This window comes from Desulfomonile tiedjei, from assembly GCA_016212925.1.
In the GTDB taxonomy this organism is placed as follows: domain Bacteria; phylum Desulfobacterota; class Desulfomonilia; order Desulfomonilales; family Desulfomonilaceae; genus JACRDF01.
On the sequence record JACRDF010000048.1, the window covers coordinates 64,535 to 86,688 of the forward strand.

General features: G+C 54.2%; 19 protein-coding genes and 1 tRNA gene. 12 read left to right on the top strand and 8 right to left on the bottom strand.

Features of this window, described 5'->3' with window-relative positions; translation table 11 throughout:
• The first annotated feature begins 964 nt into the window (after window positions 1-964).
• Both HY913_21100 and HY913_21105 read left to right on the top strand, forming a co-directional pair.
• On the top strand, window positions 965-1,228 hold the full coding sequence (locus HY913_21100) for a type II toxin-antitoxin system Phd/YefM family antitoxin (protein MBI4965789.1): 264 nt from the start codon (window positions 965-967) through the stop codon (window positions 1,226-1,228).
• Window positions 1,228-1,548, top strand: a complete 321-nt coding sequence (locus HY913_21105; GenBank protein ID MBI4965790.1) for a type II toxin-antitoxin system RelE/ParE family toxin — start codon at window positions 1,228-1,230, stop codon at window positions 1,546-1,548. Before HY913_21100 ends, HY913_21105 begins: the two co-directional genes overlap by 1 nt.
• Window positions 1,549-1,747: 199 nt before the next feature.
• Here HY913_21105 and HY913_21110 read toward each other — a convergent pair.
• A tRNA-Pro gene (locus HY913_21110) sits at window positions 1,748-1,824 on the bottom strand.
• Between the two features lie 841 nt (window positions 1,825-2,665).
• Here HY913_21110 and HY913_21115 point away from each other — a divergent pair.
• Window positions 2,666-4,663 carry a hypothetical protein gene (locus HY913_21115; protein MBI4965791.1) on the top strand — a complete coding sequence of 666 codons (1,998 nt, stop codon included), beginning with the start codon at window positions 2,666-2,668 and terminating at the stop codon, window positions 4,661-4,663.
• Window positions 4,663-6,168, top strand: a complete 1,506-nt coding sequence (locus tag HY913_21120; GenBank protein ID MBI4965792.1) for a hypothetical protein — start codon at window positions 4,663-4,665, stop codon at window positions 6,166-6,168. The genes HY913_21115 and HY913_21120 overlap by 1 nt, the downstream gene beginning before the upstream one ends.
• A gap of 381 nt (window positions 6,169-6,549) precedes the next feature.
• Here the strand turns inward: HY913_21120 and HY913_21125 are convergent, their stop codons facing one another.
• From HY913_21125 to HY913_21155, 7 genes are all read right to left on the bottom strand, one after another.
• Window positions 6,550-7,560, bottom strand: a complete 1,011-nt coding sequence (locus tag HY913_21125) for an FAD binding domain-containing protein (protein ID MBI4965793.1) — start codon at window positions 7,558-7,560, stop codon at window positions 6,550-6,552.
• On the bottom strand, window positions 7,557-9,845 hold the full coding sequence (locus HY913_21130) for a xanthine dehydrogenase family protein molybdopterin-binding subunit (protein ID MBI4965794.1): 2,289 nt from the start codon (window positions 9,843-9,845) through the stop codon (window positions 7,557-7,559). Before HY913_21130 ends, HY913_21125 begins: the two co-directional genes overlap by 4 nt.
• Complete coding sequence (locus tag HY913_21135) at window positions 9,835-10,383, bottom strand: (2Fe-2S)-binding protein (GenBank protein MBI4965795.1); 549 nt, start codon at window positions 10,381-10,383, stop codon at window positions 9,835-9,837. Before HY913_21135 ends, HY913_21130 begins: the two co-directional genes overlap by 11 nt.
• A 78-nt stretch (window positions 10,384-10,461) precedes the next feature.
• On the bottom strand, window positions 10,462-11,253 hold the full coding sequence (locus HY913_21140) for an IclR family transcriptional regulator (GenBank protein MBI4965796.1): 792 nt from the start codon (window positions 11,251-11,253) through the stop codon (window positions 10,462-10,464).
• Between the two features lie 243 nt (window positions 11,254-11,496).
• Window positions 11,497-12,159, bottom strand: coding sequence for an ankyrin repeat domain-containing protein (locus HY913_21145; protein ID MBI4965797.1), 663 nt, complete (start codon window positions 12,157-12,159; stop codon window positions 11,497-11,499).
• A gap of 51 nt (window positions 12,160-12,210) precedes the next feature.
• On the bottom strand, window positions 12,211-12,684 hold the full coding sequence (locus tag HY913_21150) for a hypothetical protein (protein ID MBI4965798.1): 474 nt from the start codon (window positions 12,682-12,684) through the stop codon (window positions 12,211-12,213).
• 232 nt (window positions 12,685-12,916) lie between these two features.
• Window positions 12,917-14,161 (bottom strand): tyrosine--tRNA ligase, encoded by a 1,245-nt coding sequence (locus tag HY913_21155; protein MBI4965799.1) that lies wholly within the window; start codon window positions 14,159-14,161, stop codon window positions 12,917-12,919.
• 360 nt (window positions 14,162-14,521) lie between these two features.
• Here HY913_21155 and HY913_21160 point away from each other — a divergent pair, with 360 nt between their 5' ends.
• The 8 genes from HY913_21160 to HY913_21195 all read left to right on the top strand — a co-directional run bounded on the left by HY913_21160 (window position 14,522) and on the right by HY913_21195 (window position 22,094).
• Window positions 14,522-14,761: a hypothetical protein gene (locus tag HY913_21160; GenBank protein ID MBI4965800.1), complete on the top strand. Its 240-nt coding sequence runs from the start codon at window positions 14,522-14,524 to the stop codon at window positions 14,759-14,761.
• Window positions 14,762-14,850: 89 nt separating this feature from the next.
• Window positions 14,851-15,027 (top strand): hypothetical protein, encoded by a 177-nt coding sequence (locus tag HY913_21165; GenBank protein MBI4965801.1) that lies wholly within the window; start codon window positions 14,851-14,853, stop codon window positions 15,025-15,027.
• Between the two features lie 348 nt (window positions 15,028-15,375).
• Entirely contained in the window at window positions 15,376-16,719 is a 1,344-nt protein-coding gene (locus HY913_21170) for an AMP-binding protein (GenBank protein MBI4965802.1), read from the top strand.
• Between the two features lie 2 nt (window positions 16,720-16,721).
• A complete protein-coding gene (locus tag HY913_21175; protein ID MBI4965803.1) occupies window positions 16,722-16,895 on the top strand; it encodes a hypothetical protein in 174 nt (57 codons plus the stop codon).
• Window positions 16,896-17,048: 153 nt separating this feature from the next.
• Window positions 17,049-18,197: a cysteine desulfurase gene (locus HY913_21180; GenBank protein ID MBI4965804.1), complete on the top strand. Its 1,149-nt coding sequence runs from the start codon at window positions 17,049-17,051 to the stop codon at window positions 18,195-18,197.
• Window positions 18,198-18,311: 114 nt separating this feature from the next.
• Window positions 18,312-18,629 carry a sugar biosynthesis protein gene (locus tag HY913_21185; protein ID MBI4965805.1) on the top strand — a complete coding sequence of 106 codons (318 nt, stop codon included), beginning with the start codon at window positions 18,312-18,314 and terminating at the stop codon, window positions 18,627-18,629.
• 1,185 nt (window positions 18,630-19,814) lie between these two features.
• Window positions 19,815-21,101, top strand: coding sequence for a carboxypeptidase regulatory-like domain-containing protein (locus tag HY913_21190; GenBank protein MBI4965806.1), 1,287 nt, complete (start codon window positions 19,815-19,817; stop codon window positions 21,099-21,101).
• A gap of 261 nt (window positions 21,102-21,362) precedes the next feature.
• Entirely contained in the window at window positions 21,363-22,094 is a 732-nt protein-coding gene (locus HY913_21195; GenBank protein MBI4965807.1) for an IS630 family transposase, read from the top strand.
• Window positions 22,095-22,154: the final 60 nt, after the last annotated feature.

The window sequence follows — 22,154 nt, forward strand, 5'->3', positions numbered from 1 at the left end:
CGGGGTAAACTTGAGGATCGCAGGAATGACGGAACGTAGTCCCAGCAAATCAGACAAAAACTATGACAATCGTTATGGATAAATCTTGGCTATCGGTTGCAACGAAGAACTATCCGGCTCGGCTGAACGGCTGGCGTCGGGTGGGGGAGCCGCTTTGGCCGCCGAGAAGGCATCCTTGTGGTCCTTCATAAGGCCCGTTAGAGGCTGGGCCGTAGTCATGTGGATGAAAAAGACACTGTTAAGATACTTGAAGCATACCGCTCCACATGCTCTCGGTCAACAAAGATCTTTGACTTGGTATGTCGCACTGACGGGTGTCTTTCAGTAACCTGCGGAGTATACGGAAACGGCTTTAGGAACAATCCAAGGGGACATCGGAGGGGCCACGCTTGCTCATGGCCCGTTTGCGACCTTGATGATTTGAAGCGATAGTTCGCTCAATATTGGTCAAAAGTAGAGGTGCTACTTTGTAATTTGTTTACAGGCCTCGCTCGACAATAATCGATTTTGAGAAGGCGCTCGGAGGTCTACGGCTGGAATCCGGTTCAGGGCCGAAGCCCTGGGCCGAGGGGCAAAAAAGGCCATGCTGCAACAGGGCCTTTTTGAATTCTACTGGTCGGGACGACTGGATTTGAACCAGCGACCCCGGCATCCCGAATGCGAACTAGACCCTAACTATATCAAACGTTTGCTCCAAATCATCAACGATTTCAAGCCACCTCAGTCCAACTCAATCCTATTCAATCCGTTTCAATCCGTCAACTTGTGCGCAATACTTTGAAGTCGTTTCAGTTCAGAAAAACCTGAACTTTTACTGAACAAGATTCTGGACCGGACAAATATGCCATTCTTGCCGCCGCGCGGTTATCAAAGGAGGGAATCATATTGAGGCATCAAGCGGACAGCTGCATTTGCAAGATTCTGTGTTAAACTAATAGTGAATTTCTCCTCGGAGGCAAAGACCATGCCCCAGACACCAGCAACGGTTGAAGAAAGCCGAATCTCCGACGCGATTGAAAGGGTAAGCACTGAAAGCGAGCGGTTGATTATTGTCCGAGACGGGAAAGGAGTTGCCGCAATAGTCCCTCTCGATGACCTGGAATCGCTGGAAGAACTTGACGAGATACTCGACCAGGCCGATATTCCCGAGCTTGAAGCTGCTCGCAAAGAGGCTCAAGAGAAGGGCACGATTCCCTTGGCTGAATTCATGGCCCGGCTCCGACTCTGATGTCTTCAGAGACCTACCAGATTGAACTTTCGCCGGCCGCGCAACGTCAAATCGGCAAGCTCCCCCATGAAGAGCAGGCCCGCCTCGGCATGGCTATCAAATCGTTAGAAATGGACCCCCGCCCGCCAGGCTCAAAGAAGCTGAAAGGATACTCCGATACCTACAGGCTCCGCATCGGGAAATATCGCGTCCTTTATGACGTCTATGACCGGGTTTTGTGGGTCCTGATTCTCAAAGTAGGGCATCGGAAGGAAGTCTACCGTGGTGAATCAATCGGCAAGTCCCTGAGAGACCTCATAGAGCGCAAGCTCATGAAATAGCGCGTTGGATGCTGGGGACACCATACTTAATTCGCTTCACTTTAGGGCGCGGCGCAATTCGGGGGAAACCACGCCTATTTCTGACGGGTTTGGCGGTCGGAAGTGCAGGAGAAAACCGGACGGGTTTCAATGTGGCGTGGCAAAGATGAAAAACCGTCTAATCCTCTTGAGCAAATCGACGGCGTTATCTTTCTTTCAGTGGTCGGGACGACTGGATTTGAACCAGCGACCCCTGCATCCCGAATGCAGTGCTCTACCAGGCTGAGCCACGTCCCGACTCCGCCAAATTACAGGCTTTCTGCGCTCGTGTCAAGGGACGAATTGCTTGAAAAACGTCCGCTGGCTAACAGAAACCAAAACGACTGGTCTCACAATGGTCCGCTTTGCTTCTGCTTTGCGGGAGTAAAAAGGATCTGCCGGACAATCTTGGCCAATGCTGAGCCTCGCCGGACTTGCCCATTACACAATCCTAAAGTGATTCTCAAAAGTTTTCGCGGAATGAAGCCACAGTGGTGCCTGGGTCAACGGCGGCCTATTGGCCGCCGCAAATTACGGGGGCGAGTCAAGCTGAAGCTGGCAGAGGCATCCGCAAGCCAATTCGTGATTACTTTCGAGAACAGGTATAACCGCCGGCTCGAGGATCGATCAGTGGGGGTTCTGCGAAATTGGTTATCAAGAGCCATGATTATCATTGACGGAAAGGCAGCAATTGCATTACCCTAAACAAAGGGGGACTACTCGTCAACTCAGCGAGGTTGCTTACCAACCTATTCCTCACATGACACCGGCATGACCCTCTTGAAAAAGTAGGGAGCAATGGGCTCAACAGCCCACATAATAAATTCCAAGCTGGTTCGTCTCGAAAGAACTCTAGTTCCGGGTTTCATACGATAAACGCTATTTGACTGCCGTATTCTAGAGGCTTGTACGAGGGGAGAGGACAAAGCCGTGATTGCCTTGCTTATCAGGATCAGCCTTTCCCCTGGAATGACGACGGACTCATACGAGTTCCGTCCCACGCGAACCATCCGGCATAGCAGGCGTAAAGCGACCAGGATACGAATGGATCGAGCATATACTGGTAGTCGAAAATTCATGGTCAGAGGAGGATGTCACCATGCCATCAATCTCGAGTATAAAACAACCAACGCAGCCCCCATATAGGCGGTTGCGCGCCTTCGCTTTTGACCCGATCCTCAGCCGTCGAATCGAGAGCTACGATATCAATCAAATCACTATCAATCTCCCTTGGGAAAATAACGTGATGGTGGGGCCGGTGGACGATTACCTGGAAGTCGTCGACTACGACCCGGCAAGCCAGGTTTTTTACGCACCGGTGAACCTGACCGATGAGCATTTGCTCGCTCAAGACGGGCTTCCTCCGTCGGAAGGCAACCCCCAGTTTCACCAGCAAATGGTGTTCGCCGTAGCTCGAACCACTATCAGTCACTTCGAGCAGGCTCTGGGACGCCGATCTTTGTGGTCACATCGAGGGTTCAAGGAAGACGGGTTCGTGAGGACTGAGTTCGTGGAACGCTTGCGCGTCTATCCCCACGCTCTGCGAGAGGCCAATGCCTATTACAGCCCCGTCAAGAAAGCCTTGCTCTTTGGCTACTTTCCTGCCTCAACCACCAATCCCGGAGAAAACATGCCCGGCGAGATAGTGTTTGCATGCCTTTCACACGACATAGTCGCCCACGAGACGACCCACGCATTGCTGGACGGCCTGCACCGGCGATTCATTGAGGCAACCAACAATGATGTTCTGGCCCTGCATGAAGCCTTCGCCGACATTGTAGCCCTATTCCAGCACTTCACTTACCCGGAGGCGTTGCGACGACAAATCGCCCGCACTCGCGGGGACCTTCAAAGCCAGAATCTTCTAGGTGAGCTTGCTTTCCAGTTCGGACAGGCCATTGGACGCTACGGTGCTCTGCGCAGCGCACTCGGACACCATGACCCCGAGACACAGGAGTGGATTCCGGAGAAACCTGACCCTGGGATGCTCCTACGCACCACCGAACCGCATGAGCGGGGAAAGATCCTAGTTGCCGCCGTTTTTGAAGCATTTCTGACCATTTACAAGTGGCGAATCGCCGACCTTCTGCGCATCGCCAGCGGGGGGTCCGGTCAACTTTCCCCGGGCGAACTGCACCCCGACCTGGTCGAAAGGCTGGCGCAAGAGGCGGCCAAGACGGCCGGGCATGTCCTTCACATGTGTATCCGCGCTCTCGACTACTGTCCACCTGTTGATGTTGATTTCGGCGATTACTTGCGGGCTTTGATCACCGCGGATGCGGACCTTGTAATGAACGATCGGTACAACTATCGGCTTGCTATGGTCGAAGCGTTCCGCCGACGCGGCATCTACCCTAATGACGTGAGCAGCCTGTCCGTAGACAGCCTCTTATGGCACTCACCGGATAGCAACGAGCAAAAGGCTTTCCTCAAGGTGTTTCGCAACCCTGCTAGACTGCGTAAGCTTGTTCCCGATTGGGGACTGACGACGAGCCGCAAGAAGATCTTTGAACAAGCCAGGAGGAGCCAAAAACTGCTTCATGGGTGGTTTACCGATGCAAGTGGGAGCGAGGCCGCCAACGTCGCCCGGATAGTGCTCGACAGAAATGCACCCGAGGCCTTCCATAGGGATAGGGAAGGCGTCCCGTCGCTGGAAATTCACTCGGTGCGGCCTGCCCGTCGGATCGGACCGGGAGGCCAAACTGTTACCGAGTTGGTAGTTGAGATGACCCAGCGCCGTAAAGGGTACTATGATCCTGAAATTCAGGACAAGGTAGATCGAGGTGTGTTCGCGCCCCGCGATCGGCCTGCGCCGGACTTTTGGTTCCGGGGCGGATGCACTCTCTTGGTAAACCCGGACAACGCAGAGGTCAGGTATTGCATCCAAAAGAGGATACGGAGCGACACTCGCCTGGAACGCGTGCGTAGATATCTTACCAGAGGGGCAAGTCCATCTCTCCGCGCCACCTACTTAGGCGATCCGGTGAAAACTTCTTCCCGGAGCTTTTCCAGGAAAAGTCAGGACCTGGAGCAAGGGGCCGCCGGGGAGCCTTTTGCCTTTCTCCATCGTTCCTTCGGGCTAGAGGAGGTGGAATAATGGCTCCAAAAAATATAAGTCAGCCGGTAATGCAACCGCCCGAATCGGGCGTTACAGTTCGCATGTACAACCCTGGTTTCGGGGACTGCTTTCTCCTGGCTTTGCGAGCCAAGGACGGCAGCGCGCGTTATATTCTCATTGATTGCGGAGTCCACCACCGGTATCCCGGAGGAAAGGAGAGAATGCGGCTGCTTGCCACGGATATGGCGAAAGCAACCGGAAATCATCTCCACGTTGTCGTGGCCACGCATGAACACACCGATCATTTGTCCGGATTCGAATATGGAAAGGATGTCTTCGACAACATCGAAATAGACGATCTCTGGCTGGCCTGGACAGAGGACCCTACGGACCCGGTCGCCAAGCATTTGAAGCAAATCTATGGAATACAGATTAGAGCGGTGGCAGCGGCTGTCAATCAGCTCAGGCTCGCCAATGCACCGTCGGCTGCGGCGCTCCAGGCAGTCCTGGACTTTGAGTTCCCGAATGCCTTGACCTCTGCACTGGGTGTCAAAGCAAGCCCGCTGGAGTACCTGCGCACAAAGACACGGAATAAACTCCACAGGCCGGAAGACTATCGCCGCCCGGGGGAAGAGCCGCTCATCGTGCCTGGCGTAGAGGGCGTAAAGGTCTACGTACTCGGACCTCCCAGAGACGAAGAGTATATCAAGAAGTTGCAGGCTGAGAGTGAATTCTACCCTGATGTTGCGGCCATAATCGGGGCAGGATCGTTCACCGCGGCAGCGTTGGCTTCTGTGGGTACTGTTTTCGAGGACGACAAAGATAGGCAGCTCTTCAGGCGAAGTTGCCCTTTTGATGAGTCTGTTGAAATCGCCAGAGATTCAGCAGGCAGGCATCCAAATTATGGGCGATTCTTCAGTAAATACTATGGCTTCTCAAATACCGGCACAGATGGCGCGGAGTGGCGCCGCATCGACACCGACTGGTTAGGTGCCGCCGAGCAACTGGCGCTAGCCATCAATGCTAAGACCAACAACACCTCTCTGGTCCTTGCGATCGAGATTACGGAAACCGAGCCACACAAGACCCTGCTCTTTGCCGCGGATGCCCAAGCGGGAAACTGGCTTTCCTGGAGCAATTTGTCTTGGCCTGCCGAGGGAACTAGTAGCGGAACGGTGACCGTCGCAGATCTCCTCCGCCGCACGGTACTGTACAAGGTCGGACACCACGGCAGCCGAAATGCGACTCTTGCACAAAAGGGCCTGGAGATGATGGAGAGTCCCAACCTGGTTGCCATGATCCCAGTGGATCAGCGCTGGGCAAATGAAGAAATGCATTGGGATCATCCAGCCGAAAAACTGTTTGACCGACTCAAGCAGAAGACTGGAGGCAAAATCATTCGGGCAGATCGGATACCATCAGGCGACGACAGCCCTCCAAAGCCGGATGAGGCTACAGAGAGAGACTGGCAATCCTTCGTCTCACGGCTGGACTGGGACCGCAGTTCGGATAGGCTGTGGGTGCAGTACACCGTACCGGGATAGCCCGCACGGACCTGACGGAGCCCAGGTCCGTGGCACCCGGGAGTGAACCAGTAAAAACCTTCGAGAACTGCCAAAGCAAGTGTCAAAAAATAGTGTCCGATTGTGAAAAGTGCCTCTTGGAATTTGGTAGGTGCCGGCCTCCGTGCCGGCACAGTTTTCGGTTACAAATCAACTAGTTCGGGCCGGCAGGGACGCCGGCCCCCACCGGTTGTCTCATAGCCAAGGCTGTGCAAAAGGTCAAGAATTGTGGCAATTGGCATAAAGACCCGAGACGATCTCATTGATCGCACTTCTGACACATTGAACCGGGTCGCCGACCGAAAACCCAACAACCAAAAAACATGCGCCATTCGGAAAGAACATTAGAGAAACGCCATAATTTCAGCTCAAAATCGCCCTCTTCAGGAGCACCTTCGCGATTTCAACCTTGTACCCGTTCATTTTGAGCGGAATCGCGTCTGCTAGGCCATGCTCCGCGGCTTCCGCGGCAATATTCTCATCAATGGTCCGCCCTTTAATCACCTTTTCCGCCTTCCGCGCCCTCAGCGGTTCGGGAGCCACTGCGCCGAGCACAATCCGTGCATCCTTGCAGACCCCATTGTCGACCGCCAGGATGGATGCCACACTCACAACCGCGAAATCGATCGGTTTTCTGAGAGTGAATTTTTCGTACCTCTGTCTCGCGGTGGCGGGCGGCTTCGGTATCCTGATCTCACTTATTAGCTCATCGGGTTCTAGGACGGTTGAGTTCGTCGCCGTGGCTTTGAATAACAGTTTCGCAGAGACACTCCGTTTTGTGGTGACGATGCCGGCGTCAAGCGCAATCAGCGCAACCGCTATGTCCGATGGACCAACAGCAAAGCAGCCCTTCCGAACCCTGCCGAAATCGGAGGGGCTGTCCGCGAAACCGGCAGCGCCGAATATGGAATGGTACCGGTTGTCGCCGGCCAGGGCACTGCAAAACTTGCCTCCTCTGCGAAGACAGACCATGGGTCCGCCGATTTGGCGAGGGTACCTGTAAAACCAGCAACGAACGTCCTGGGCCAGGTTACCCCCAATGGTGGCCATGTTACGGATATGGGGAGTGCCTACCGAGTACGCGGCTTCTGCAAGCAGCTCATATTCTTCTTTCACTACCGGGGACTTGACAATATCGACTAATTTGGCTAGCGCGCCTATGGTGAGGCCATTTTCCTCGCTTCTGATGTGGTCGAGGCCGGCAATGGGCTTTATGTTGATCACCGCGGCCGGGTATTCAGGGACAATATTGTCCTTCAAAGCTCCCAAAAGATCCGTGCCGCCTGCAATGACCTTTGCTTTGCCTTTGTACTCGTTCAGGAGTTCAACCGCTTCCTCGATCGAGCGCGCATTATGGTGCGCAAACCGCTTCATCTCGTGCCTCCTGTTGCTGCATTGCCCATTTTCCCCAGGGCCTTCAGCACCCTTTGGGGAGTGACGGGATACTCATGCAGCCACGAACCCACGGCATTCGAAACAGCCATGAGGACAGCCGAAGGCCCGGGAGACGTGGCCACTTCCCCTACACCGACCGCATGAAAGCGGTGGGTGGGAATAGGCGTCTCGAGCACCACATGCTCCATGGCAGGCAGCTCGGCAAAGGTCCGCCACTTATAATCAATCAGGTTCGCATTTAGTATGTGACCCGAGGAAGGATTGATGATTGTCTCTTCGAAAATGGCGCTGTCGATACCCGCGGAACCGATGCATCCGTTGAGCTGGCCTTCGAGACCCTGCGGATCTATGATCTGACCGACATCAGTGGCAAGCACCACCCGCAGCAAGGTCACCTTTCCCGTCTCCGTGTCCACCTCGACCTCTACAAAGCTCATCATGCAATTGCACAAGGTGAAATCCGGCTCAAAGCGCCCGAACCCCAGTATGGTGCGGTCATTTCCCAAGGCCCTCCATTTTAAGCTCTTTTCCGGATGTCCTTTCACAAACACAACCCCGTCGGCTGTTTCCAGGTCTTGAAGGTCCGCATCCAGCTTTGGGGCGGCAAACTCGAAGAGCTTTCTCTTCGCATCTTCTGCCGCGTTGATGACAGCACTCCCAATGGCATAGGTCCCGCGAGAGCCCACCGGTCCGAACTCGAAAGGCGTGACCAGCGAATCAGCAGGGGTCATTGAGATCCGATCCGGCGGTATCTGAAGCACCTCAGCCACCATCTTGGCATAATTGCTCTTTTGGCCGGTCCCGTGCTCCGCCGCACAGAGAAAAATTGTGGCCGTGCCGTTGTAATCAAGCTGAACGTATGCCTCTGCCGCGTCTTCGCCAACGTCGGCGTTTCCGTGGACGCCCACGCCGATCCCTGTCCGCTTTGCGCCGTTCACCGAGGTAGGCGTCAGCCAGCCCTTCCATTTCTCTTTCCAGCCGAATTGTTCCGCACCCTTGTCCATGGCCCTGGAATAGTCAATGCCGCGGTACTGATACCAGTTGCCATCCCGCCAGAAGTACCCTCCGCCGGGCTTGACGAAGTTCTTCTTGAGCACTTCGAATGGATCAAGGCCTGCCTTTCCCATGGCCAGACACAGAAGAGGTATGAATGAGCACTTCAATTCCTGGCCTCCGAAGCCCCTTGTGCTGCCTGAGGCGTTCCGGTTTGTGGCCACAACAAGGTTCTTCAAGTCCCAGTTAGGGCACTGGGCCATGATCATGAGTTCGCCCGATCCCACCGCGACTTGGGCTTGCGTGGTAAAGGAATAGTAGCCTGTGTCGACGTACCATGTGCCCTGTATAGCCGTCAGGGTGCCGTCTTTCTTCATGCCCACCCTGGCGTGAATCCGGGAGCCGACCCTCAGGGTGAACGCGGCCATATGTTCTTCCTTGGTAAACATGCACTTTACCGGCCTCCCGGTCGCCCTGCTCAAAAGGACGGCATAGGCTTGAACCTGCCAGCACATGATCTTTGTCCCGAAACTGCCGCCCACATGGTTTCCGATGCTTCTTACTTCCACCTGCCTGTTAAAAACATGGAAGAGGGTGATCTTGTCCATGTACGGCGCCTGGCTGGTGCTCCACACAGTGACCTTGTTCGGCTCCTCCCACAGGGCAACTGCACCCACCGATTCAGGAGGAAGGGCATTGGGTATGTTCTCGTATCCAAAGGCCCCTTCCGCTATGACGTCGGCTTCTGCAAACCCTTTGTCTACATCCCCCCTGACTACGCCTTTAAGGCAGTTGGGCCCGAAAACGATAGTACCGCCGGGTATGATATTGCCGGGAAACTCGTCGTAAACGAGGGGAGCGCCGGGTTTGAGGGCCGAATCCATATCCAGGGCCGCAGGCAGGACTTTGTAATCTACTTCGATCAGATCCAAGGCCTCTTCCGCGATTTCTTCAGTGGTGGCCGCGACAAGTGCCACAGCGTCACCCACGTACCTGACTTTTTTGTCTAGGACGGGCACCTTGCGGGGTGTGCCACCCCTCCAGTCGGGGATGTCTTCCCACGTCAAGACGGCTTTTACGCCCGGCAGCACTTCAGCCTTGCTCTTGTCAATTTTCTTGATGAGTGCATGGGCATAAGGGCTTCTCAGCACCTTTCCGTGGAGGAGATTCTGAAATTTCAGGTCGTCGAGGTATTGGACGGCCCCTGTGACGATCTCCTCAGCGTCCCTCCGCGGCATGGGTTTCCCTATATATCTGTATTTATTGCCCATGCTCATGCCCTTTCTCCACAACGGACATTACAGCTTTGATCACCTGGTAGTGACTTATGCACCGGCAGAAATTACCTGAAAGGGCCTCCTTTACCTCTTCTTCAGAAGGGTGCGGGGTTTCGTTGAGGAAGGCCCTGGCGGTTACGATCATTCCAGGGGTGCAGAAGCCGCACTGAAAAGCGGTGTGGTCGATAAAAGACTGCTGAAGGGGATCGAGTGCACCTGTTTTCGGGTCCCTCAGGCCTTCGATTGTTGTTATTGTCTTTCCATCGCACTCGATCGTCAGAACCTTACAGGAAAGGACAGCCTTTCCGTCCATGATGACCGCACAACATCCGCATGCGCCCTGGTCACAGGAAACCTTGGTGCCGGTAAGTCCGAGGGTCTCTCTGAGCGTATGGGACAGCGTGTGGGTCGGGGAGATTTCGCCGGCCTCACCCCCCACGTTGAACCGGTGGTACTGTCCATTAACCGTGAAGCCCACGCGACGCAGTTCGGCTGCTTCGCGGGCGATGCGATCCTCTTTGCTTGCTGCCATTTCGCTTCCTTTATTCTTGAACATGGACTCGCTTGATACTGTGCCACTCTCGCGCACCGCACTGCCTCGGCCGAATGCTCATTCCTCGACCTTGGCTCCAAGCTGCCGCGAAAGGCTTTTCCCCGCTTGGGCAACCAGGGGCCCGCACTGTCGGGCAGCCTCTGCAGAAGAAAGACCGAGCACCGCCACATATCCAACCGGTCGCTGGTTGGGGCCTAGCACAGGCGCTGCCACAACATTCAGTCCCGGCACCATCTCCTCCAGGTCCTCGGCGTACCAGTCTCGGCGGCATCTGAGTATTTCCTCGTTCAGCTTACCGCTGTCAAACTTCGCCGGATCTCCGTGAAAGTAGAGATCCTCATCCTGTAGCAGCCTATCAAGTTCATTCTCCGGCAGGAAAGCGGCAATGGCCTTGCCGTGGCAGCCGTAGGTAATGGGAAACCGATGCCCGACGCGCATGGTGATGCCAAGCACGCGCCCACCTTCGTGCTTAGCGGCAACGAAGACGTTTTTATCCGCTATCAACCCGAGTGCGGCCGTAGCCCCTGCCTTGCCGGCAAGTTCCGCCAGAAGAGGTTCGGCAAGTTTTGGAGTGCTGAGAGTGTCAAGAAACCTGCGGGAAAGACCGATCAGACCAGGGCCGAGGGTATAGCCTTTTCCCCTGCCGCCTGTTTGGACGAGGCCGAACTTCCGGAGTGTGTGGAGAATACAGAAGGCTGTGCTCTTGTGCATTCCTACTTCTTCACAGATTTCCGTCAGGTTCATGTGGGCCGAATCGGCCTGTGCCATGCGGAACAACACGCGTAAAGCCTGTTCCACAGCAGGCACAACGTACTTATCGGTTGATGCGGTTTTCTTGGGGGTTGTCATGAGTTCGTCCTGGCGAACTACAGTTCGCTATATACAAACAACTAACTTCGTACCGTGTTTGAAATGGTGTTGTCAAGAAAATTAGACGGAAAGATTGAGCCTTGAGTTATGTAGGGAAAACCGGGGGTGTTGGGTTGGGGGTACGGTGGGGTCTGCGTGTTTCTGATTCGGCCACAGTCGGCACGGAGTCACTTGTTTTCAAGACATGGCCTTGCCATTGCCCTGGGCGAATCGCTGGAAGCCTTAGTCCCCAGTCCCATGTCTCTTTAGCCGCTCGACCACCTGGCTGTGGCCATTGGCGGCAGCGGCCAGCGAAGCCGTCTCGCCGTTTTTGTCCTTGGCGTTGGCGTTGGCTCCCTTTTCCAAAAGGACCTCGACAACTTCCAGGTGGCCTTGTTCCGCCGCCCAGATCAATGGCGTTCGGCCGTTCTCATCCTGTGCATTGATGTCTGCGCCTCTGCCAACAAGCAACTTTACTACTTCGATCTGTCCGGCCCAGGCGGGCAACATCAAGGCAGTTTGGTTTTTCTTGTCTCTTGCGTGGACATTCGCCCCGTTGTCCAGGAGCAGTTTGACAACCTCGTAGCCGCCTCGTCCCGAAGCCGACAGCAAGGCTGTTTCGCCGTTCTTGCTGTGCGCATTGATATCGGCCCCTTTTTCCAGTAGCAGCCTGACAATTTCGAGACTTCCTCTGACGCAAGCCATCATTAAGGCTGTTCGATCGTTTTTGTCCTTGGAATTGGCGTCAGCCCCTTCGCTTAGAAGGGTCTCTGCGTCCTGCACGTCCATTCGTGCAGCAGCGCTCATCAATGCCGCGTTCATGTCGCCCTTGTCCTGAGCCGCAGACAGACCACCCCAGGTCACCAGGACAATGATCATTGCTATGGTTGGTGCTTTTCTTTTCATGCCGACGACACAGCACTTGCGAATGAAATGGATTGGTTATCCGCCGGACGTTTATGAAGAAGCCACGGGTGACTCGGACGGTCTCTTGGCCAGCCCCTTGGATTTCAATAGCTGCAACCTTTTCTTGACTGCTTCCTTGTTCCGATCCTGCAACATCTCTGCAATTTCCCGATTGCTGAGCGCCAAGGTCAGTACCACAAGGTCCTCCCGGAGAGTCCATGCCTTTGGCGAGGTGTTCCTCTTCAGACTCATCAAAACCTTCAATTCTTTGGGCGTAAATTGGCGCAGAAGTTCGTAGCTTTGCTTAATTCTTTCAAGTCGGGTCCTGGAGGCCAGGTCCCCAGGCACGGCGCCATGAATAAAATCTTCGTCCGTATCAAACTCGTTTGCCGGTTCCCCGTTGAGCCAGGGTTCCAACTCCCTGGAATCAGGCCACCAATGTGCGCCCTCATCAGGTTCGGCCGGACCAACCCCGACTTTTTTCCCTTTTCGGCCCTCGTCAACCACGGTGACTCCTTTTTTCATGAGCAATTCATAGTAAATTATGGGCGTAAGGTGGCCGACAAAAATTCTGCGGCAGGCCCGAGATGCCCTCGACCAGCACTTAACGTATCAGCGACTTCCACGCCCTTTCGATCCGCGGAACTCGCTCAGATTCAAGCACAAAGCGGACCTTAGATCCGCCAGTTCATGAATCCCTTCATTCTCGATGACAAACAATCCCAATCTATACGATCCTGACCGGAAACGCAACCGCCTATTCTTTCTCACATATTATGCGGAAATACTTCCGTTTCCCTACCTGGAGGATCTTCTCACTGGGTCCGAGGACGATTTCTGCAGACGGGTCAGAGACCTTTTCGCCTTCCAGTTTCACTCCACCCTGGTCCACCAACCTTCTCGCCTCACCTTTCGAAACCGAGGCGCAAGCGGCAACGATTTCATATGCGGCCATTTTGCTTGACGGAAGCACTACGCGAGGCATTTGATCGGGCAATTCTTTCCGCTGAACCACCTTCTCAAAATGCTCTTCACCTTTGGCCGCGGCGCTCGCGTGGTGATATTCCGTGACAATGCTGCGAGCGAGCGCCTTCTTTATCTGCATGGGGTGCAACGGGTCCCCGTGATCTTGATGTTTTTCGATTTCCGACAAAGCTGCCGCATATCGCTGCACCTCCGCCGGGTCCACATCCGTGAGCAGAGTAAAATATTTTATTATCAAGTTGTCCTGAATGGACATGGTCTTTCCAAACATGTCTTCGGGCGTATCATCCACGGCAATGTAATTGCCTTCGGTTTTGCTCATTTTTTTGGAGCCGTCGAGCCCTTCGATCAGAGGCGTCATGATGACCACTTGGGGCGCCTGGCCGAACTGAATTTGCAGATCTCGGCCGGCCAAGAGATTAAATTTCTGGTCTGTGCCGCCAAGTTCCACATCACATTGCAGAGCCACAGAATCGTAGCCCTGCATGAGCGGGTAAAGGAATTCGGTAATGCTGATGGGGCTACCTTCGCGAAATCGCTTTTCAAAGTCGTTCCGTTCCAGCATTCTGGCCACGGTCGATCTGTAAGCCAAATCCAGGCAGTCCGCGAAGGACATGGAATCAAACCATTCACCGTTGCTGCGCAGTTCGGTTTTTTCTTCGTTAAGTATTCTGAAAACCTGATCCTTGAAGGTCTTTGCATGCTCCCAGACCTGCTCCTTGGTCAACCGTACCCTGGCCTCGCTGCGCTCCGTGGGGTCACCGATGCGGGCCGTGAAATCTCCCACCAAAAAGATCGCGATGTGTCCAACATCCTGAAAATGTTTAAGCTTCCTGATTGTTACCATGTGGCCCAGATGAATGTCCGCGGCTGTGGGGTCCACTCCCAGCTTAACTCGAAGCGGTCTTCCTGTTTTCATGCTGTCTGCAATGCGCTGCCGCATCTCCTGCTCGTGTATGATTTCCTCTACGCCTCGCATGATCTTTTGCATCTGGGTTTCAATGTCGGGAAATGGCATGAAATTACCTTCCTGTGTTCAACGATTGGCGTTCGCTCGTGGAATGCAATGTTAATCCAAAAAAAGTCCACACTTCCGGCTCAAAGTCAAGCCCAAAACGTGGCCCCCTGCTTCCAGTCATTCCGGAGCGTGCCGGAATCCAGGCTTTCCTTCAATCCGGAGTTCCACCCGGGAGTTCCGGACTCTGGCCCCTGCGCTTCTCTACCCTGCGTAATTGAGTGGTTACGCTTTCTGTGGCAGTTCAATTGTCGGCCGAGAAACAAGAATCTTCCTCAAATTGAAGCATTGGCGAGTTGAAATGCATCTAATTTTAGAAGAAGGAATTGATCCCTAGACGACCACTTGCCAAGGAGTAGTGAGATGTCTATCCTAGCGATTTTCGGAATGGTAGCCTGGGCCCTGGCGGTTGCTGTCATCATAGGTGTCCTGGTTGCTACAGGCCGGTCTGAAGACAAAAGACACGACGAAAACATGGAGCGCTCGCGGGAGGAAATGGCTCGGCAGCCGTTACCACACTCGGACTGCTATGCGGATTGCATGAAAGACTTCTTTTGGAACACGAACAAGGAAGTTGCTTGTGCGACTGCCTGTGGCCTGTAGCCTCCGGAGAACTGACCAGGGCGGTCTTCGCTGCCAACTTCTTTCCATTTTCGAAATCGTGTTCAAAATAACTTCGGGAGGTGATTGCTATGGAAGAAGAAACTGATGTGAGAGCAACAGGCATATTTGAAGGCTCCGTGGAATTCTCTGAAATCGAGAAGCATTTTAGAGGAGAAGCAAAAAAGGAAGCGTGCTACGGGCGATGCATGGACGATGCATGGGACCTCAAAGGCGAATCGACTTGCTCTTCTGCCTGCGGATTCTGAAAACTACCTGTTGAGAGAATCCCCACCTGTTGAATTGGGTAATGCCGGGAAGTACGTCCCGGCTTTTGTTTAACCAGCTTTTATCAACGGAAAACCCAAGGGGCAAGTCGGCCCAAATATTTCCCGCAAGGGTCCCGCTTTTTTTTGAGCACTGTCAATAATTATCACCTAATAACTGGTATCCCCCGCAGATAAAATGCTAACATCGATTAGAGTGGACGGCGGCAGTCGTGCTATTCCGCCATCGGTCCAGGGGAGCGCGGCGGGTTTTCGCCGTTCAAGGTACGGCTCCGGAACCTCGGTTCTAAATCCTGAAGAAAGGGAGTAGTTATTCAAACTCGCGAGCCTATGAATAAAGCAATCCCGTACTGGAATCCGTATCTGGAGACTCTTCCTAGAGAAAGCCTCGAAAAGCTACAATTGAAGAAGTTCAAACGCATCTTGCGATGGGCGTACGACAAGTCGAGCTTCCACAGGGCCCTTTACAGGGAAGCCGGGTTGCAGCCTGATGACATCCGCACCATGGAAGACCTGCGGCACGTCCCAAAGGTGGAAAAGTCCATGATGCGGACGGTTCAGCGCAAGGACCCGTTTCCTTATGGCGATGCTCTGTGCGTGCCGTTGGACGAGGTGACGGAATTTCATCAGACCAGCGGAACCACCGGCCAACCGGTATACCAGCCGGACACGTGGCAAGACTGGGAATGGTTCTCGGAATGCTGGGCCACTCTGTTGTGGGCACAGGGCTATCGCCCTCACGACCGGGTGTTTCTTCCGTTCGGGTATAATGTTTTCGTGGCCTTCTGGACCGCTCATTACGCTTGCGAAAAGATCGGCTGCGAAGTGATCCCCGGCGGCGTCCTGGACACACAAGCTCGAATTCTAAAGATTCAGGAAATCAGGCCCACAGCCATGATGGCTACACCCACGTACGTGCTGGGGATGGCAGACGTCGCAGCAAAGAAGCTCTCGTTGAATCCCGCGTCCGATCTTGGAATCCGCAGGATTACCTGTGCCGGTGAGCCTGGAGCTCTGGTACCTTCAACCAAAAAGCGCATGGAACAAGCCTGGGGAGCCAAGGTCTTCGACCATGCGGGCGCCACGGAAATCGGCGCGTGGGGCTTCGAATGTGAAGCCCAGTCAGGCGGGCTCCACATCAATGAGGCAATGTTCCTTGCCGAGGTTGAAGACTTGGAATCCGGTGAGCCGATCACGGAACCAGGCAGGCAGGGCAAACTGGTGATCACGGCCCTGAACAGAATGGCTCAGCCCTGCATCCGCTTCGACGCGAAGGACATTGTTGAACTGAGTGACGAGCCATGTGAATGCGGCAGGAGCTATCGTCTCCTCCCGGGAGGGGTTGTGGGCCGGGCAGATGATATTACCAAGGTCAAAGGGGTGTTGCTCGCGCCTTCGGCCATAGAAGATGTGGTTCGTTCCATCCCCGGATTTGGCGACGAATACGAAGTCGTGGTCGAGAAGAGGGGCGATGTGGACCACATCTCGCTTAAGGTGGAACTACTGGAACAACATGCCTCCTCGGCCAAGGAATTGGAGGCCCAATTGCGCACCGAACTTCGCGTAAAGACCAACCTCGGGTACGATATTGCAGTGTATCCCTACGGGACCTTGCCCCGTTACGAAGTGAAGGCAAAAAGGTTCAAAGATCTCAGGAAAATGGGGAGTGTGTAGTGATGGACGAAAAAAGCGCTTTGGGTCAGATGGCTTCACAAGCGGAAGAACTGGCCCGGCTGGCTCAGGACCTATACGACGCGTCTGACGGCTTTCCCGCGATAAATCGCAACGCTAAACGTATTCTCGCTTCCATTGAGATGCTGCGAATTAACCTGGAGGAGACTTCGGACTGAGGGCCTCTGTTATATTGATACAGATCAATAAAGGTACGTAACCGTCGGGTCTTGTGCTCTTGTAGAGGGACGGCACGCCGTGCCCCCGCAGAGTTTCGCCGCTTATTTGCTTCAATTGCAACGCGAGTCCGTAAAAAGCAAGTCGAGGACAAAATGAAAAAACCGATCTACCTCGATTATAACGGGACCACACCGCTCGATCCGGAAGTGATAGGGGCTATCAGGCCTTTTCTGGAAGAAGAATTCGGTAACCCTTCCAGCACTCACTGGTACGGGATCGCTCCGAAAAGGGCCCTTACCAAGGCCCGAGAACAGGTCGCGGAGCTGATAAATTGCGACCCGCAAGAAATCATCTTTACCAGTGGAGGCACAGAATCGAACAACCATGCCATTCGCGGGATCGCGCTAGCCAATCGAAACAAAGGCAACCATATCATCACCTGTCAAGTCGAACATCCCGCGGTGCTAGAAGTCTGCCGCTATTTAGAGCAGCAGGGCTTCAGGATTACGATTCTGCCTGTGGATGAACACGGTCTGGTGGCCGTCTCCGAGGTCGAGGCTGCGGTAACCTCCCAGACCATCCTGATCACAATCATGCACGCCAACAACGAAGTGGGGACCATCCAGCCTGTCGAGGAGATCGCCGCGCTGGCCAGGGACCGCGGAATTGCAGTCCACACCGATGCGGCTCAATCCCTTGGCAAAATACCCGCTGGTGTTGACAGGCTGAGAGTGGATCTGCTTTCCGTGGCAGGCCACAAGCTCTACGCGCCGAAGGGTGTGGGCGCGCTCTACGTTCGAACAGGAACCGTACTCGAAAAGTTCATGTTCGGCGCGGGCCAGGAGATGGGTAGGAGAGCCGGAACAGAAAACATGTTGGAAATAGTCGGACTTGGGAAGGCCTGCGAGATTGCCTCGAAGGACCTGGAGCGCAACATGAATCACATGAAGACCATGAGAGACATGCTGCATGAAGGATTACAAGAGCGATTGCAGGAGATCAGGCTAAACGGCCATCCCGTGAAACGCTTGCCCAATACGCTGAGCCTTTCTTTTCGCGGGCTGGAGGCAGACCGCATACTCGAGGAAATAGGTCTGGAAGTGGCCGCCTCAGCCGGTGCGGCATGCCATTCCGACTCTGTACAGATATCCCATGTGCTGGAAGCAATGCACGTCCCGTTGGAATGGGCCAAAGGCACATTAAGATTCACCACGGGCCGTATGACGACCGAGATGGACATTATTCAGGCAACGGACGCTATAGTTAAAGGAGTCGAAGCTTGCCGCGGCGAGGCAGGATGATTAAGGTTTTTCGGGGAAATAGTACTGGGCGCTCGGAGGGCACTTTCTAAAGGAAGAGATTTCTTCCGCGCGTTGGGCAGTCGTATGAATCCAATTCCTAGAAAGGGGGACGCCATGGCTGTCAAGGTTCTCATCAAGAGGCGGTTCAAGGGGGACAAAATAAAGCAGGCATATAAGCTGCTCATGGAACTCAGGTCACTGGCCACGCTGCAAACCGGCTACGTGTCCGGCGAAACGCTGATAGGCGCGGATGATCCCAACACACTGGTTGTCATCAGCACCTGGATCAGCGCGAACCGCTGGCAAGAGTGGCAAGCCAATCAGAAGAGGAAAGACGCCGTGCAAAAGCTGGAAAGCTTGCTGGATGCCCCGGAGGAAGCTGAGGTTTTCCTGACAGGGGAAAGAATTCCTGAATGGGTGGACATGGCTTGATCTTGCCCAGCCTTGTTTTGGACGGCCGGAAGATGCGTGGTGCGGTGTTGAGGTTTGTCCGGGGGGGCGTGGCCGCGCGGTCTTCGGCTAGGCGGCTCCACTTTATTAATGGGACTTAAATCAATTAATAACACGGTGTTATATTGATATCAATGACTATGGATTCACTTTTTATAATATTTTTATTTAAAAAAACTTGACAACACTTCCTGAATATGATCTTTTTCTGTGCCAGCGACAAACCAAACCTAATCCTTCCTTTGGCCCGTTTCCGAACGGGCTTTTTTTTGTACATATTCCCCCCGGCAAGTCGACTCTTACTATCGAATTGTCGCCACTGCGCGCAACCGCAAAGCTATGTGAGCGAAAGTGATACCGATTTGCAACGAAACTTGTAACATCGCAGCGAAGAAGCACGGACCTGCTCGGGCAGGTTCGTGGCACCCAACGCCGGTGTGCAGTTGAAATAATTGGGTGCCACTGACCTGGGAACCAGGTCAGTGCCGGACAACTTGGAGATCTAAGTCTCTTTTTTGAAAGCGAATCGGTATGAGCAGTTAATCGGCGTGGAAACACAGTGGTAGCTGACCCTCTGCACCTCTCGTCCAGGCAACCGTCTGCGCACCACTCGAGGTGGACAAGTATTGACTCAAACAGAGAATGAGCTATAATTTTGTCAACAGGCGAGCATTTTTCGGCATGTCCGGGCTCCTAACTCAAATAGGGTCCGGACATGCGGGTTCTTGCACCCGGCCCTTCGAAAATCCCCTTCGCGCTCTCTGCGATGAAATTCCCATCTGCGCCCCCCGGCCCAGGCGTGAGTAAACAGAGTAACCCTTCGGTTACGCGGGGAATTTGCCATTCTGCCTCATTGCGAGGAGTGAAATCCCGCGTTCCGCGGGAAAGCAATCTCTGCCTTTGAGCGTTGAGATTGCTTCGCTGCGCTCGCAATGACAATCTTTGCCGCTGGTAACTGAATGGTAACCGAATGGTTACTGAACAGACATGTTTCTTATTTACTTTGAGACGCGGCGATGGTAGAGATCCGACTCAAAACCGGGGGGCATGCATTGGCAGTGGTGGGACGAAGAAACGACCTTTTGGCGTCGACCAGGAGAAGGTGTGGTGCAGGGATTGCCCAATAAGCCCAGAATTCAGGAATCTCGCAGAACTTTGCGTGGAGGCATGAGTCCCGCCTGGTCCGTATGGCGCTCCGGTTTGAACCTTCAGCGCGCTCTTATTGGAGGCGCCTTTTTCATCGTTTGGGCTTTTTGTGCTTCCGAGCTGTTGGCAGCCCCGCCCGGGATCTCGGGCGACAGCCGGATGGGCCTGCTTTACGCCCTGACCCATTTGCATCCCGCGGCCTATCTCATTCTTTTTCTTATCGTCGTCCTGGCCGTCGTGAACCTCGTCTTCCAGGGGCACTTGTCGAGCGCGACGTGGCCTTTTTCCAGCCTTCCCCCTTTATTTGGGAGCGGATATCGAAGCTCATCAGCCGCGTCCCGGACCAATCGACGGCGGCCCCGCGACCCTATGGCTCCTGCGCGCGGAAACACGCCCGGAGCACCTGTTCCCGTGGTATCGAGAGAACTCCTGGACGATGGTGTCCTCAGTGTTCGGCGTAAAAGCGCAGAGCGCGAGCACCCGTCACCATCGAGCACCCCCACACCGCTCGAAGGGATGAACCACCCCCTGCCGGATTTTGCTTCCAGAATTAGGCCATCGGGCAGTTCCCAAAAAGTCGCTGAAACCAAAGCGCCGAAAGAAGTGGTACCACCAGATTTCAAGTTTTCTTCCGCAGTGGATTTGCCATCGCGAGAAGAAATGGAAAGGCGCCAAAAGGAGCAGCTTGTGGTCTCCGGGACTGTGGTTGGCTCTGACGGAGCGGGAATCGCCGATGTCTTGGTTTTCCTCTCCGACAACGAGGGCAATCGCGTAGGACAATCATGCCGCAGCAGTAAGGAAACAGGAGAATTCAAAGTCTTGGCCAATGAACCGGGCCAATACGTTCTCAGTGGGTACAAGCGGGGGCTTATTATGGAGAGTTCCGACCCGCTGCTTCTCCCCAACGAGTCGGGCAGGCTGGAAGGTTACAGCTTCTGCATGATTCCTGAAGGATGCGTGATTCAGGGTAAGGTTGTCATTGCGGATTCTGAAACCATGCCGGGAGGCCTGGAGGTTCGTTGCTCGTGTACCGGCAAAAACTTTTCCCGCGCGGCTGTCACAGACTCTGTAGCAGGCTTCAGGATCACTGGGATGCCCATGACCTCGGAGTGCGTTGTCGAAGTCAGAAACAAAGACGGCGTCTTATTGGGCGCGTCGGAGACTTTTGATACCGCGCGCAAAAGGGAAATCCACATGAACGTGACCGTCGGCCCTCGTGGCGATTCGTCAGAGACGGCCTCGGAAGACCCGGAACCACGACAACCCTCGAATAAGACTACCCCTCAACCCGCAAGCCAAATCCAATAAACATCATTAAGTACAGTCGTCACTCCGCCTAACGAAGCCTTCCGGCAGGCTTGGCCTCATGAATGATTAATATGAATAATACTGCTATGTTACGCAAATAGGCGGTCAAGAAAATGAAAGAAAATCCTGTTATAGCGATTCTCGAAAATAATTTCCGATTGGCCGTGAGATTTATCTCGCGTTCGGGTCGAAGATCTGGTTTAGAGTGGGCATGGCCCGTCTCACGAACATGCCCAATGGGGAGAACTGCTCGCTGGCGGAATGGCACACTGCAGCCGGGGCTGTTCCCTCGCAGCGAAGTCATGTTCGGATGATGGCCATCAAGGCGTTGCTGTTGGGTGGGGCCAGGGCTTTGCTCTTAAAGTTCCTCGACCCCGGTCGAACGGGCAAGACCAGGAGAAGCGGAAAACCTTTCTGGAATGGTTCGGAGAGATCTTAGCAAACTCAGACACTGACGCGTGGTATCTGGATGAAACGGGGATAGAAGCAGATCCCCGTCCACGTCGGCGCTGGGCCCAAAAGGGTGAAAAGATACGCCTGCCCTACGAAGGGACTCACATTCGCATGAGTGCGACAGGAACGGTCTGTCCGAGAAGCGGGGAATTCCATGCGCTTATGTTCAGTCATTCCGATACTGAAATCTTCCGGATCTTCTTGGATCATGCCAATGAGGATATCGGCTTTGAACGCAAACGAAATCTCCTGATAATGGATAACGCAAGCTCGCATAAGAGCAAGTCCATCAGATGGGGCCGTTTTGAACCCGTGTTTCTACCGCCTTACTCGCCCGACCTCAACTCCATCGAACGGCTCTGGCTCTTAATGAAAGCCGAGTGGTTCTCCGGTTTCTTCGCAAAGACCCGAGACGATCTCATTGATCGCCTCTGTGACGCCTTGAACTGGGTCATTGACCGAAAAACCAAAATACATGCGCCATTCGGAAAGAACTTTAGAGAAACGCTGTATACCTCCGACCCAACAAGTGGTACATAATACGGGGAACGGCCACGGCAATTGCCTCGACAGGTCTCGGTTCTTGAGGAAGTTTAGTTT

Bases quoted from the DNA above. Each gene is read 5' to 3' on its own strand.
- HY913_21165 (MBI4965801.1), top strand. From the start codon at position 14,851: ATGGAAGAAGAAACTGATGTGAGAGCAACAGGCATATTTGAAGGCTCC.
- HY913_21125 (MBI4965793.1), bottom strand. From the start codon at position 7,560: ATGAAGCGGTTTGCGCACCATAATGCGCGCTCGATCGAGGAAGCGGTT.
- HY913_21170 (MBI4965802.1), top strand. From the start codon at position 15,376: ATGAATAAAGCAATCCCGTACTGGAATCCGTATCTGGAGACTCTTCCT.
- HY913_21180 (MBI4965804.1), top strand. From the start codon at position 17,049: ATGAAAAAACCGATCTACCTCGATTATAACGGGACCACACCGCTCGAT.
- HY913_21175 (MBI4965803.1), top strand. From the start codon at position 16,722: ATGGACGAAAAAAGCGCTTTGGGTCAGATGGCTTCACAAGCGGAAGAA.
- HY913_21115 (MBI4965791.1), top strand. From the start codon at position 2,666: ATGCCATCAATCTCGAGTATAAAACAACCAACGCAGCCCCCATATAGG.
- HY913_21145 (MBI4965797.1), bottom strand. From the start codon at position 12,159: ATGAAAAGAAAAGCACCAACCATAGCAATGATCATTGTCCTGGTGACC.
- HY913_21190 (MBI4965806.1), top strand. From the start codon at position 19,815: ATGAGTCCCGCCTGGTCCGTATGGCGCTCCGGTTTGAACCTTCAGCGC.
- HY913_21105 (MBI4965790.1), top strand. From the start codon at position 1,228: ATGTCTTCAGAGACCTACCAGATTGAACTTTCGCCGGCCGCGCAACGT.
- HY913_21185 (MBI4965805.1), top strand. From the start codon at position 18,312: ATGGCTGTCAAGGTTCTCATCAAGAGGCGGTTCAAGGGGGACAAAATA.
- HY913_21135 (MBI4965795.1), bottom strand. From the start codon at position 10,383: ATGGCAGCAAGCAAAGAGGATCGCATCGCCCGCGAAGCAGCCGAACTG.
- HY913_21130 (MBI4965794.1), bottom strand. From the start codon at position 9,845: ATGGGCAATAAATACAGATATATAGGGAAACCCATGCCGCGGAGGGAC.
- HY913_21150 (MBI4965798.1), bottom strand. From the start codon at position 12,684: ATGAAAAAAGGAGTCACCGTGGTTGACGAGGGCCGAAAAGGGAAAAAA.
- HY913_21155 (MBI4965799.1), bottom strand. From the start codon at position 14,161: ATGCCATTTCCCGACATTGAAACCCAGATGCAAAAGATCATGCGAGGC.
- HY913_21120 (MBI4965792.1), top strand. From the start codon at position 4,663: ATGGCTCCAAAAAATATAAGTCAGCCGGTAATGCAACCGCCCGAATCG.
- HY913_21160 (MBI4965800.1), top strand. From the start codon at position 14,522: ATGTCTATCCTAGCGATTTTCGGAATGGTAGCCTGGGCCCTGGCGGTT.
- HY913_21100 (MBI4965789.1), top strand. From the start codon at position 965: ATGCCCCAGACACCAGCAACGGTTGAAGAAAGCCGAATCTCCGACGCG.
- HY913_21195 (MBI4965807.1), top strand. From the start codon at position 21,363: ATGGCACACTGCAGCCGGGGCTGTTCCCTCGCAGCGAAGTCATGTTCG.
- HY913_21140 (MBI4965796.1), bottom strand. From the start codon at position 11,253: ATGACAACCCCCAAGAAAACCGCATCAACCGATAAGTACGTTGTGCCT.